We start from the raw sequence: 12,156 nt of genomic DNA, 5'->3' as shown, positions 1-12,156 counted from the left end.
AGTGTACATTTGCCCCCCTGAGATATAGACATGCGAAATCAATTCTACGGAAACATCTATGACCACCCAATTGCCGACCCCGAAATCCGGTATACTTGACATTGCGGCCTATGTCGGCGGCAAGTCAAAAATCGAAGGCGTGGCCGAACCGGTCAAGCTGTCGTCCAACGAAAACGCTTTTGGTTGCTCGGCCAAGGCTTTGGCCGCCTATGATGAGGCCCGCGCCAAGCTGTTCCGCTATCCCGACGGCCATGCCAACCCCTTGCGTGACGCGGTCGCCGCCTACCATGACCTTGAGGCCAATCGTCTGGTGTTCGGCAACGGCTCGGACGAAGTCTTTGCGCTTCTCAACCAGACCTATCTTGAGGCAGGCGACAATATCGTCACCGGCGAACACGGCTTCCTCGCCTATCGCATCAGCGCACTGGCCTGCCAGGCCGATGTCAAGCTGGCACCCGAACCTGATCAGCGCGTTGAAATCGACCGCCTGCTGGCCGAGGTCGATGACAAGACCAAGATCGTCTATGTCTCCAATCCGGCCAACCCGACCGGCACATGGAACACCCCCGAAGAATTGGTTGACCTGCGTGAACGCCTGCCGTCACATATCCTGCTGGTGGTCGATGAGGCCTATGCTGAATTTGTCGATGAACCGACCTGGGAAACCGCCTTCCCTCTGGCGCGCCACAGTGAAAACATTGTCGTCACTCGTACCTTCTCGAAAATTCACGGTCTGGCGGGTTTGCGCATCGGTTTTGGCTATGCGCCCCTAAGCGTCATTGAGGCCATTGAGCGCATCCGCCTGCCGTTCAACGCCAATCTGCCGGCGCAATATGCCGCCATCGCCGCCCTGTCTGATCAGGCCCACATCGACACCTCCAAGGCGCAGGTCGTCAACTGGCGTCCGCGCTTCTATCAGGCCATTCGCGCGCTGGGTTACCGCATCGAAGTCTCCGCCGGCAACTTTGTCCTCATTCAGTTCAAGGACGAAGCGCAGGCCGTTCGCGCTAACGAGCACCTGATGACGAAGGGCTTTATCGTGCGTCATGTAGCCAATTACGGTCTGCCGCACTGCTTGCGCGTAACCGTGGGTAAGGATGTTGAAAACGAAGGCTTCATCGCTGCACTTGGTACGTTCGCTGGCTAATCGCTCAGGCTCTGGTATAGTCACCGGATAAACACAGGATCACATATGGCTGATCAATCCGCCCCCGTCACAAAAGAACGCATCGTTTTTGGTCAGGGCTTCCTGAAGGATGCGTGGTTCTTTGCCGCCCTGTCCGGCGATCTGAAGGCCGGTAAGCTGCAACGCTATGTGATTGTCGATGAGCCGGTGCTGCTGGGACGTGACACAAACGGCAAGGTTTATGCCATGCGCGACATCTGTCCGCACCGCGCCGCACCGCTGTCGGCGGGTCAGATGATCCCTGACGCCAAAACCGGTGAGCCGGTGGTGCAATGCCCCTATCACGGCTGGACATTCAATACGTCGGGCACCTGCACCTCTGTGCCGTCCCTGACCTGTGATCAGCATATGGATGTCGAACGCATCAGGGTGCGTAACTATGCCGTGCGCGAACAGCAGGGCATTGTCTGGATCTATATCACCGCTGACACCCGCCGCCCCGCCGAGCCCGATCACGAGCCGCCGGTGCTGCCCGGTGTCGTTGGCGGCAAGCCGATCATCGTCGAATCCATGGATTTCGAGAGCCATATCGACCACGCCGTTGTCGGTCTTATGGACCCCGCCCACGGCCCCTATGTGCATCAGCAATGGTGGTGGCGTTCCTCAAAGAAACAGCTTGAAAAGGCCAAGGCTTTTGAGCCGCGCGAACACGGTTTCAGCATGGTGCGCCATGCGCCGTCGAAAAACTCACGTGCCTATAAGATATTAGGCGGCGCACCGGCGACCGAGATTACCTTCCGTCTGCCCGGTGTGCGTTATGAACATATCGAGATCGGTGAACGCCAGATCTTAGGCCTGACCTGCCTGACGCCGATTGATGCCAATACCACGCGCATCACCCAGATATTCTGGTCGGATCATGGTATTTTCCGCTTCATTGCCCCGCTTTTCCGTCTGGGGGCCAGGGCTTTCCTGAAACAGGACGGCGATATGGTCAATCTGCAAAACGAAGGGCTGAAATATGACCCGTCATTGCTGTGGATCGACGATGCCGACACACAGGCCAAGTGGTATCAGCAGCTGAAAAAAGAATGGCTGGCCCACCGCGCCGAACAGCGCCCGTTCGTCAATCCGGTCAAACCCGCCGTCCTGAAATGGACAAGCTGACACCGCCGTCACAACAGATCAGATAAAATCACACAGATAGGCCACAAGCGGCGCATCCGCAGGCGGCATGGGATAGTCGCGCATATCCTTTGGCCGCACCCATTTCAGCGCCGAATGTTCACGCGGCTGTACGATACCTTCCCAACGCCGGATCAGATAAAGCGGCATTAGCAGATGAAAATCCTCATAGGTATGTGAGGCAAACACAAATGGTGCCAAACAGGCGGTCTTGGTGGTGATGCCAAGCTCTTCCTCAAGCTCACGGATCAGAGCCGCTTCCGGCGTTTCTCCGGCCTCGACCTTGCCGCCCGGAAACTCCCACATCCCCGCCAGTTGCTTACCCTCAGGCCGCTGGGCGATCAGCACCCGCCCGTCATTATCAATCAAAGCGGCGGCCACAACGAGTACGGTTTTCATGAGCGTTTCAGTCCCCAAAGAAATCAGAAATCGTCAGCCCTTGAGGCAAGCAGCAGAAGGCTAGCGACGGCTGTATGCCTATACAAGTGACGCCGACGCCCTGATTGCCCAAGGATGGCGATTTCCTACGAGCGGTAGTCGCCGTTGATGGAAATATACCCATGCGTCAGGTCGCAGGTATAGACATGGGCTATGCCGCGGCCAACACCAACATCAACGGTGATCTCAAGCTCATCATGCTTCATATAGGCGCTCATGGCGGCCTCATCGTAGCCGAGTGACACGGCCCCATGTTCGGCAGCAACCAGATCACCAAACTTGATCAACAGACGGTCACGATTGACCTCTTCCTCGGTCTTGCCAACGGCCATGACGATACGACCCCAGTTGGCGTCTTCACCTGCCAGAGCGGTTTTCACCAGCGGGCTTTCGGCAATCGACTTAGCGATCTTGCGCGCTGACGCCGGAGACGCCGCCCCCGTCACATTGACCTTAACGAACTTGGTGGCCCCTTCGCCATCGCGGATAAGCTGGGTCGCCAGAGAATGCATGACCCGCTCAAGCTTGATGCGGAAATCCGCCAGACGCTTGTCACCCGCCCGCGATATCCGCGGTGCGCCTGCGGCCCCTGTGGCAAACAGGATAGCTGTGTCATTGGTCGAGGTATCGCCATCGACGGTGACGCTGTTGAAGGTCGTGCGCGTATAAAGCCCGATCATGCTTTGCAGCACGGCAGGCGTCAGGGTCGCATCAGTCACCATAAAGGCCAGCATGGTTGCCATGTCCGGCGCAATCATGCCTGAGCCCTTGGCGATACCGGCGATTCTCACCTCAACCCCGTCAATCAGGGCCGTTTCATAAGCGCCCTTGGGGAAGGTATCGGTGGTCATGATGGCCTGAGCCGCCCTGTGCCAGGCATCGGCTTCAAAGCCCGCCTCAATTTCCGGTAGCTTGGCGGCGATCTTGGCATCATCCAGAACCACCCCAATCACACCGGTTGAGGCCAGCAAAATATCGCGCTGGCGGCAATCCAGCCGGCGCGACAAGGCTGCGGCAGATCGCCGCGCTGCGTCTGCGCCTAATTTGCCTGTGAAGGCATTGGCGCAACCCGCATTGACCATCAGGGCGCGGATGTCGCCGCCTTCATTGGCCTCAAGCTGCTTGCGGCACCAGTCAACCGGCGCGGATCCAATCGAGTGGCGCGTAAATACGCCCGCCGCCGTCGTGCCCTCGGCAAATTTCATGACCATCAGATCAGGGCGTGCGTGCTTATAAAAACCGGCCTGTGCAATGGCAATCTCAACGCCCCCGACCGGTGGCATAGCGGGTAAGGGAACGGCCAGAGGCGACACAGCCAGACCCGGCTTTCCCGTTACCGGCTGCGGCGCAGGCTCAGCCTTGGGCGTGTCAGATGCCCCCAAACCGGCCAGACCGGCACCGGTCTGCACGGCTTTTTTCAGGGCACTGGTCAGCGGATCAAGCGCGCGTTCAAGACCACTCGCACCGGCCGTGTGATCGGTAGGTTTGCCAGAGGTGGTTTTGCTCATGCGCGACGCTCCGTAGAGGCTGTAAGAACCAGAGTGAACGGGGGTCACTAAACACAAATAAGGGCCATGGAAAGGCCTTGTTACCGGTCGCGCCCTTTTTTATGGAGATACCGCTGCCGCCGCCGAAGAAGACGGCGAAGCAGATGCCCCGTTCTCTGAGCTTTCGGATGCCGAAGCGCTTGCCCCCACTGGCGGCGCATTGGCCGGTTCTTCTTCCATACCGCTGCCCAGACGTTTTCCGTCGATCAGCATTTCCCAGCGCGTCCCGTCACGCAAGGATACCAGCAAACCCCGCACCTGATCGAGTTTCAGCGCTGATAAAATGGCCGGACGTGCCTCCTCAAGCGTCAGGGGCACTTCGGGACGCCGGTCCTCAAGCTTGAAGACTGCCCAGCCACCGTCGATTTCGACCGGGCCAACCGCCTGTCCCACCTTAGCGGACAACAAAGGCTTGCGGTACGAATCAGGAATAACATCGGTGGCGAAATAGCCCATATCGCCGCCGTTAAACCGCGTAGCCTGATCGATGGAGCGCTCCATGGCCAAGGCTTCAAACACGCTGCCGCCCTCAATCTGCTTAAGGATGCTCTCCGCCTCAGGACGGGTTTTTACGAGAATCAGCCGCGCCCGCACTTCTTCGGAATTTTTCGCCAGCGCCAGTTGTTCGTTATAAAGCTGGGTGACCTTCTTTTCATCCACGGCCGCATCAAGGCTGCCCTCAAGCAGCATACGGCCCAGAATAGCTTCTTCGGCGTCCTTTATGCGTCTTTGGGCCTGATCACTGCGGTCAAGTCCGCGCTTACGCGCCTCCCTCGCCAGAAGCTTGCGGTCTATAACCTCCTCAAGGGTGCGGCGAAACAGAGGCGACGCCATATCCAGAGGCTCCCCCTCACCGATCAGGCCCTGCGCCACCGCTTCGTTGCGTACATCAGACGCCCAGACGATTTCATCATGGATTCGCGCCACCGCCGTGTCACCAAACTCCGGTGGGCGCTCGGCGACCTCAGGCTTATCGCAGGCCGCCAATACCAGACACATGGCCGTCATGACCATGAACGCTTTAAGCCCAACCGTTCCCCTGAATGCCCGCATAGGTTCCAAATACCGCCCTTACCGTCCCCGACCAACACATATGTCAGCTATGGTTATATCCCCAGCCATACCTCTGGCAATGATTTACAGGCGGTTCAATTGACATACACCCCCTGCACGCTTAAGTCAGTCACCGCGCTTGAAAAGCGCAAACGTCTTCCTATTTGCCTATACAGACTTAAAGCCCGGATATTGATATATCGCTAAAGCATCATTTTTAAGACCTGAGGCGCAACGGGCAGCCTGAGGTTTCAGGCTACGACACGGTTAAGGTTTCACATGCTGGCATTCGCCAAATCCCTGTTCGGTTCCTCCAACGATCGCAAAGTCAAATCGATGCACGGCCGCGTCACGCGCATCAATGCTCTTGAGCCGAAATACAAGGCCATGAGCAACGAGGAACTGGCGCACCAGACGGTTCTGTTCAAAGAGCGGCTCGCCAAGGGCGCCAAACTTGATTCGCTTCTCGAAGAAGCCTTTGCCGTCACCCGTGAAGCCGCCTGGCGTTCGATTGGCCAGAGACACTATGACGTTCAGCTTACCGGCGGCATGATCCTGCACGAAGGCGGTATCGCTGAAATGCGTACCGGTGAAGGTAAGACGCTGGTGGCTACCGCGCCGGTTTACCTCAATGCCCTTGAGGGCAAGGGCGTCCACCTGATTACCGTCAACGACTATCTGGCTAAACGCGACGCCGAATTCATGGGTCGCGTTTATCGTTTTCTGGGCCTCAGCACCGGCGTTATCGTCAATGGCCTGTCCCAGCCACAACGCAAACAGGCCTATAATTCGGATGTCACCTACGGCACCAATAACGAATTCGGCTTCGATTATCTGCGAGACAACCTGACCTATAACCGTCAGGAAATGGTACAGCGCGGACACAACTTCGTCATCGTCGATGAAGTCGACTCGATTCTGATCGACGAAGCGCGTACCCCGCTGATTATCTCGGGCCCGACCGAAGACCGCTCTGAGCTTTACAAGATTCTCGACGGCCTGATCCGCGAAATGATCAAGGACGAAGACACTTTCGAGCTTGATGAAAAGCAGCGTCAGGCGCTTCTGTCCGAACTCGGCTCCGAACGTATCGAGGAAATGCTGGCCGCGAACGGCCTGATCCCCGAAGACACCTCCGGCCTCTATGATCCGGCCAATATCTCGCTGGTGCACCACGCCAATCAGGCCCTGCGCGCCAATACACTCTATACGCTCAACAAAGACTATATCGTCCGCGACGGCGAAGTCATCCTGATCGATGAATTTACCGGTCGTATGATGCAGGGTCGCCGCCTTAGCGAAGGGCTCCATCAGGCCATCGAAGCCAAGGAAGGCGTCAATATCCAGCCGGAAAACCAGACCCTCGCGTCTGTGACCATCCAGAACTATTTCCGCATGTACAAAAAGCTGTCGGGCATGACCGGTACAGCGGCTACCGAAGCGGCGGAATTCGGCGACATCTACAAGATGGAAGTGCTTGAGGTTCCCACCCACCGTCAGATCAAGCGTATCGATGACGATGATGAGGTCTATCGCACCGAAGCCGAGAAGTACAAGGCCATCGCTGAGCAGGTCGCCGCCTGTTACGTGCGCGGCCAGCCGATTCTCGTGGGTACAGCCTCGATTGAAAAATCCGAAGCCCTGTCGGAATACCTCAATAGCTTCAACTACAAGACCGAAGTTAAGCGCGAGCTTAAGGGCGAATACGCCAATGCAGACAAGAAAACCCTGCAAAAGCTTGGGGATGACGCCTACAACATCGACTACCGCACAGGTAAGGGCATCCCGCACAACGTGTTGAACGCCCGCCACCACGAAAACGAAGCCTATATCATCGGTGATGCCGGTGTACCGGGCGCGGTGACCATCGCCACCAACATGGCCGGTCGCGGTACCGACATTCAGCTGGGCGGCAACGTCGATCTGCGTCTGCAAAAATGGCTTGAGGAACAGGACGCCGCCGGTGTCGAAGTCACTCAGGATCAGATTCTGGCGAAAAAGGCTGAAATCGAAGCTCAGGTGGCTGACCATAAGGTAAAGGCACTCGAATCAGGCGGCCTGTTCGTTCTGGGTACCGAACGCCACGAAAGCCGCCGTATCGACAACCAGCTGCGCGGTCGTACCGGTCGTCAGGGTGACCCTGGCCGTTCCAAGTTCTTCCTGTCGTGCGAAGACGATCTGATGCGCATCTTCGCCGGTGATCGCCTCAATGCCATGATGAAGACCCTTGGGGTCGAAGAAGGCGAAGCCATCACGCATAAACTGCTGAATTCCGCCATTGCCACGGCACAAAAGCGTGTCGAACAGCGCAACTACGAAATCCGTAAAAACCTGCTGAAATACGACGACGTGGTCAATGACCAGCGTAAGGCCGTCTTCGAACAGCGTCAGGACTTCATGGATGCCGAAGACCTGTCCGAACTGATCGCCGAATTCCGCGACGACACGATCCATGACATTGTTGAACGTCACCTGCCGCCCAAGGCCTATGCCGAGCAGTGGGATGTCGCGGGCCTGAAAGAGCGCGTTCAGGAGCTTCTGGGCCTTGATCTGCCGCTTGAGCAATGGGCCGCCGAAGAAGGCATCGCTAACGAGGAAATCGAAGAACGCATTCGCAAGATTTCTGCCGACAAGATGGAAGAACGCCTGCAGATGCTTGGTGCCGACCAGATGAAGGCACTGGAAAAGAACTTCCTGCTCCAGATGATCGACGTGCAATGGCGTGAGCATCTGATGCACCTTGACCACCTGCGGGCCGTCATCGGCCTGCGCGGTTACGGTCAGCGCGACCCGCTCAACGAATACAAGACCGAAGCCTTTTCGCTGTTTGAAACCCTGCTCGTCAACCTGCGCCACAATACGACGCGCTGGCTGATGACGGTCGAAATCCGCATGCAGCCTCAGGTACAGGAACCCGATCCGCTGCAGTTCGAGGAAATCCACCTCGATCCGGCCACCGGCCAGAATCTGGCCAGCCAGCCGATTGAGAACCTCAACTCCGAGCAACGTGAGCGCCTGCCGGTCACCTCCCTGCCCGCCGGCTGGGAAGGCACATCGCGAAACGCGGCCTGCCCGTGCGGCTCCGGCAAGAAGTTCAAGCACTGTCACGGTGCGCTGGTCTAATCTACGTCTACTGACCCTGTCTCTGCTAAACCGGAGACAGGGTTTTTTATTAGCCCATTGCCAGTCCCATCCTGTTGCGCTTAATATCCGCTCAGACAGGGTTTCGCTGTCATCCGGAGGGGGGCCTCATACATATACCGGACAACTTGCGGGCAGAATCCTTCTGAGCGCCGCCCTCAGGGTCACTCAGACGCCTGAACATCCGGTGATCACCGACGCCTCCCTCTTGTCTTTCGCACCTCAGCCATGCACCCTGAGGAAATATAACTTCACCATGCCTTCGCTTTACAGGTTTTCCATGACACTCCGTTCCTTCAAATATCTTCGCGCAACCACTCTGGCTCTTGGCCTGTCGACCGCAGCCCTCACAGCCGGTGCCACGCTTCCGGCTCTGGCGCAGACAGCCCCCGCCAATGCCGCTGCCCCCGCCGCTGACCCTGCGCGTCTGGCGCTGGCTCAGAAGCTGCTTGATGTGAACGGCACCCGCGCCCAGACCGAGCAGGGCCTTAAGGACATCATGCCGCTCATCGAGATGGCCCTGACCAACCAGCCGGGTATGGAGGAGCTTACGGCCGAAGAAAAAGCCAAGCTGACCGAGTATATGGGCGAGGCGTTTCAGGCTATCGTCCCGGAAATTCTGAACCGCTATGCGGGCCATTTCGCCAATTCCCTGACTGAGGCCGAACTGAACACGCTTATTACCTTCTATGGCACCGATACCGGCAAGAAGTTCGTCGCCGCCCAGATCGAAGCCAACAAGGTTCTGGAAAAAGAAATCGAAGCCTTAGGTGCCGAAGCCGGTATTCGCGCAGCGACAAAATTCATCGAATGGAAGCTGCGCAAGGACGCATAACACTATTCTCTGAAAGCCCGCTCTCCCTCTTGGCGAATTGCAAATATAGGTTACACTCGTTTTTCAGCCGCGTGACTCTTTAAGCGTCACCGTCTGCAAAAACGATAAAATGGCTAACAAGTAACGCCCTAAATTTCTGTTTCAACGCGCACCTTAACCCAAAAAGTGCCTCACACCTTTTGGGATGCGCTCGAAAAATCGCCAGGGAGGCGTCCGATGAAGTACGTGCGTAAGGTCCTCGCGGCCACCGTGGTCGTGTCGGCAATGTTGTCCGGCGTAGCCTATGCTCAGCAAACAGCTACACAGTGCAAAAGAACATGTAGCAATACATACACGGCCTGCCAAAAAGCTAAAAAAGACGAAAACAAGTGCTTGTCTGCATGGGTGGCGTGCAAGAAAAAATGTGACGCACCCAAGAAATAAAAAAAGCCGGTCAGACATTCTGACCGGCTTTTCTTTAACGCTTACTGAAACCTCTAACGTTTTAGAGAGTGTTTCAAAAGGTTAGAGTCTGTGTCGAAAAGGTCTGGCTTCGAGAACCGAAGCGCAGCGTACTTTAAGGTACGTGAGCATCGGAAGCGCAGAAGACGGGCCTTTGCAGGCCAGAAAACGACCTTTTCAAACACTCTCTAAGCGCCGATCTGATCCAGACCATATGCCGCATGAAGCGCGCGTACCGCCAGTTCGGTATAGGCCTCATCGATCAGTACAGAAATCTTGATTTCCGATGTCGAGATAACCTGAATATTGATGCCCTTTTCCGACAGGGCCGTGAACATGGTCTGAGCAACGCCGGTGTGCGAGCGCATACCGACACCGACGATCGAGACCTTGGCGACATTGTCATCGACCTTGATGTCATCAAAGCCGATTTCGTCCTTGGCCCCGAGCATGATGTCTGCCGCTGCCTTGGCGTCTCGACGCGACACGGTGAACAGCTGGTTGGCATAATCCCCCGAACGCTTTTCGGATTGTACGATCATATCGACATTGATGTTCGCCGCCGCCAGCTTGGCGAAGACGGCTGCCGAAACGCCGATCTTGTTCGGCAGGCCTAAAAGGGTGATCTTGGCTTCATCACGGCTGAAGGCCACGCCGGAAACAATATGCTTTTCCACGATTTCGTCCTCGTCGCACACGATGGTGCCATTATCCACGTTTTCGCCCGGTTCCACAAAGCTTGAGAGCACGCGGATTGGCATCCGATGCCCCATAGCCAGCTCGACCGAACGGGTCTGAAGCACCTTGGCTCCCAAAGACGCCATTTCCAGCATTTCTTCAAAGGCAATCTTCTTCAGACGCTTGGCCTTTGATTCCACGCGCGGGTCAGTCGTATATACCCCGTCCACGTCCGTATAGATGTCGCAACGCACAGCCTTCGCCGCAATGGCCACGGCCACCGCAGACGTATCAGACCCGCCACGGCCAAGTGTCGTGATCTTGCCCTGTGGGGTTACGCCCTGAAAACCCGGAACCACAACAATATAGCCGTCATCAAAGGCCTTATCGAGATTATCCGAAGGAATATCGACGATACGCGCCTTACCGTGCGCTTCGGATGTAATAATCGGCACCTGCCAGCCGGTCATCGAGCGGGCCTTATAGCCCATATTGCGCAGCGTCATGGCCAGAAGCCCCGCTGTCACCTGCTCGCCTGAGGCTACCACCACATCATATTCATCGTCACCGGCATTAACCTGACCGGTCGGCGCACCCGCACCATCCGTCCACGCCACCAGTTCGTTGGTTTTGCCGGCCATGGCCGAAACCACGACAGCTACCTGATGACCGGCATCGGCCTCCGCAGCCACCAGACGGGCGGCACGACGGATACGTTCCAGATCGGCCATGGAGGTGCCGCCGAATTTCATTACCAGACGGGTCACTTCGTCACCACGCACATAATTATCGACTTTCTTTTAACAGCCTGCTTCAAGACGGCGGCATATCTAGTTCGCAAAGTGCAAACTGTGAAGCGCATTTGCGAAAAAAACGCCCCCATGACGGAAAAAATAGGCTATTCAGCCCGTCTACGGAGCAAAATCATGGCTAAAACCGACACTCTGACCGCCGCAGATAAGCCCGAAGGGGCCAGTATTGACGCCGCCGAAGTGGCGCAGTTTTCGGCACTGGCCGCCAAATGGTGGGATGTGAAGGGCGAATTTGCCCCCTTGCATAAATTCAACCCGACCCGCGTCAGCTTTATCCGCGATACCGTACTTGACCATTTCAAACGCGACGCAAAGGCCATCAAACCGTTTGAAGGCCTGCGCCTGATTGATATCGGCTGTGGTGGCGGCCTGCTGTCCGAACCTATGCGGCGCATGGGTTTTGAAGTCACCGGTCTTGATGCCTCCGAGAAAAATATCGGCACCGCCAAAGCCCATGCCACCGAGGTTGGCCTCGATATCAATTATCAGGCCCAGACCGTCGAACAGCAGGTCGCCCGCAAAGCCCCCCTGTTCGATGTGGTTCTGTGTATGGAGGTCATCGAACATGTGGCTGACCCCGAAAGTTTCCTGAAGGCCTGCGCCTCACTTGTCGCTCCCGGCGGGCTTCTGTTTGTCGCCACCCTCAATCGTACGCTCAAAGCCCACGCACTGGGGATTGTCGCCGCCGAATATATCCTGCAATGGGTGCCCAAAGGCACGCATGACTGGAACAAATTCCTGAAGCCCGAAGAAATCGAACAGTTCCTGAGCGGCACCGGCCTGACGCCCGATCCGGCCACCGGAGTCAGCTACAACCCCCTCACGGGCCGCTGGGCCCTTTCCGGCGACACCGACGTCAACTATATGATAGTGGCACGGCAAGGCCTGCTCTAAAGACCG

9 protein-coding genes are annotated in these 12,156 nt (G+C 56.9%); 5 read left to right on the top strand and 4 right to left on the bottom strand.

Annotation, left to right across the window (positions count from 1 at the left end):
* Window positions 1–58: 58 nt before the first annotated feature.
* Together hisC and E5201_RS12840 are read left to right on the top strand one after the other, a co-directional pair.
* Window positions 59–1,147 carry a histidinol-phosphate transaminase gene (gene hisC / locus E5201_RS12845; RefSeq protein WP_140986669.1) on the top strand — a complete coding sequence of 363 codons (1,089 nt, stop codon included), beginning with the start codon at window positions 59–61 and terminating at the stop codon, window positions 1,145–1,147.
* Between the two features lie 45 nt (window positions 1,148–1,192).
* Window positions 1,193–2,293 carry an aromatic ring-hydroxylating oxygenase subunit alpha gene (locus tag E5201_RS12840; protein ID WP_140986667.1) on the top strand — a complete coding sequence of 367 codons (1,101 nt, stop codon included), beginning with the start codon at window positions 1,193–1,195 and terminating at the stop codon, window positions 2,291–2,293.
* 18 nt (window positions 2,294–2,311) lie between these two features.
* Here E5201_RS12840 and mutT read toward each other — a convergent pair whose 3' ends face one another.
* The 3 genes from mutT to E5201_RS12825 all read right to left on the bottom strand — a co-directional run bounded on the left by mutT (window position 2,312) and on the right by E5201_RS12825 (window position 5,349).
* On the bottom strand, window positions 2,312–2,710 hold the full coding sequence (mutT, locus tag E5201_RS12835) for an 8-oxo-dGTP diphosphatase MutT (RefSeq protein ID WP_140986665.1): 399 nt from the start codon (window positions 2,708–2,710) through the stop codon (window positions 2,312–2,314).
* A 125-nt stretch (window positions 2,711–2,835) separates the two neighbouring features.
* Window positions 2,836–4,257, bottom strand: a complete 1,422-nt coding sequence (gene argJ / locus E5201_RS12830; protein ID WP_140986663.1) for a bifunctional glutamate N-acetyltransferase/amino-acid acetyltransferase ArgJ — start codon at window positions 4,255–4,257, stop codon at window positions 2,836–2,838.
* A 99-nt stretch (window positions 4,258–4,356) separates the two neighbouring features.
* Window positions 4,357–5,349, bottom strand: coding sequence for a peptidylprolyl isomerase (locus tag E5201_RS12825; RefSeq protein WP_246050713.1), 993 nt, complete (start codon window positions 5,347–5,349; stop codon window positions 4,357–4,359).
* A 279-nt stretch (window positions 5,350–5,628) separates the two neighbouring features.
* Here E5201_RS12825 and secA point away from each other — a divergent pair, with 279 nt between their 5' ends.
* Window positions 5,629–8,472: a preprotein translocase subunit SecA gene (secA, locus tag E5201_RS12820; protein WP_140986661.1), complete on the top strand. Its 2,844-nt coding sequence runs from the start codon at window positions 5,629–5,631 to the stop codon at window positions 8,470–8,472.
* A 298-nt stretch (window positions 8,473–8,770) separates the two neighbouring features.
* Entirely contained in the window at window positions 8,771–9,325 is a 555-nt protein-coding gene (locus E5201_RS12815) for a DUF2059 domain-containing protein (protein WP_181404637.1), read from the top strand.
* 629 nt (window positions 9,326–9,954) lie between these two features.
* Here the strand turns inward: E5201_RS12815 and E5201_RS12810 are convergent.
* Window positions 9,955–11,211, bottom strand: coding sequence for an aspartate kinase (locus tag E5201_RS12810; RefSeq protein ID WP_140986657.1), 1,257 nt, complete (start codon window positions 11,209–11,211; stop codon window positions 9,955–9,957).
* Between the two features lie 159 nt (window positions 11,212–11,370).
* Here E5201_RS12810 and ubiG point away from each other — a divergent pair, with 159 nt between their 5' ends.
* Window positions 11,371–12,150 carry a bifunctional 2-polyprenyl-6-hydroxyphenol methylase/3-demethylubiquinol 3-O-methyltransferase UbiG gene (gene ubiG / locus E5201_RS12805; protein WP_140986655.1) on the top strand — a complete coding sequence of 260 codons (780 nt, stop codon included), beginning with the start codon at window positions 11,371–11,373 and terminating at the stop codon, window positions 12,148–12,150.
* Window positions 12,151–12,156: the final 6 nt, after the last annotated feature.

It is taken from the genome of Asticcacaulis tiandongensis, from assembly GCF_006475605.1.
Lineage (GTDB): Bacteria > Pseudomonadota > Alphaproteobacteria > Caulobacterales > Caulobacteraceae > Asticcacaulis > Asticcacaulis tiandongensis.
This window is presented reverse-complemented; position numbering and strand designations above follow the sequence as displayed.

What these genes read in the sequence shown, in the direction of transcription:
- hisC (WP_140986669.1), top strand. Translation starts at nt 59, where the DNA reads ATGACCACCCAATTGCCGACCCCGAAATCCGGTATACTTGACATTGCG.
- E5201_RS12840 (WP_140986667.1), top strand. Translation starts at nt 1,193, where the DNA reads ATGGCTGATCAATCCGCCCCCGTCACAAAAGAACGCATCGTTTTTGGT.
- mutT (WP_140986665.1), bottom strand. Translation starts at nt 2,710, where the DNA reads ATGAAAACCGTACTCGTTGTGGCCGCCGCTTTGATTGATAATGACGGG.
- argJ (WP_140986663.1), bottom strand. Translation starts at nt 4,257, where the DNA reads ATGAGCAAAACCACCTCTGGCAAACCTACCGATCACACGGCCGGTGCG.
- E5201_RS12825 (WP_246050713.1), bottom strand. Translation starts at nt 5,349, where the DNA reads ATGCGGGCATTCAGGGGAACGGTTGGGCTTAAAGCGTTCATGGTCATG.
- secA (WP_140986661.1), top strand. Translation starts at nt 5,629, where the DNA reads ATGCTGGCATTCGCCAAATCCCTGTTCGGTTCCTCCAACGATCGCAAA.
- E5201_RS12815 (WP_181404637.1), top strand. Translation starts at nt 8,771, where the DNA reads ATGACACTCCGTTCCTTCAAATATCTTCGCGCAACCACTCTGGCTCTT.
- ubiG (WP_140986655.1), top strand. Translation starts at nt 11,371, where the DNA reads ATGGCTAAAACCGACACTCTGACCGCCGCAGATAAGCCCGAAGGGGCC.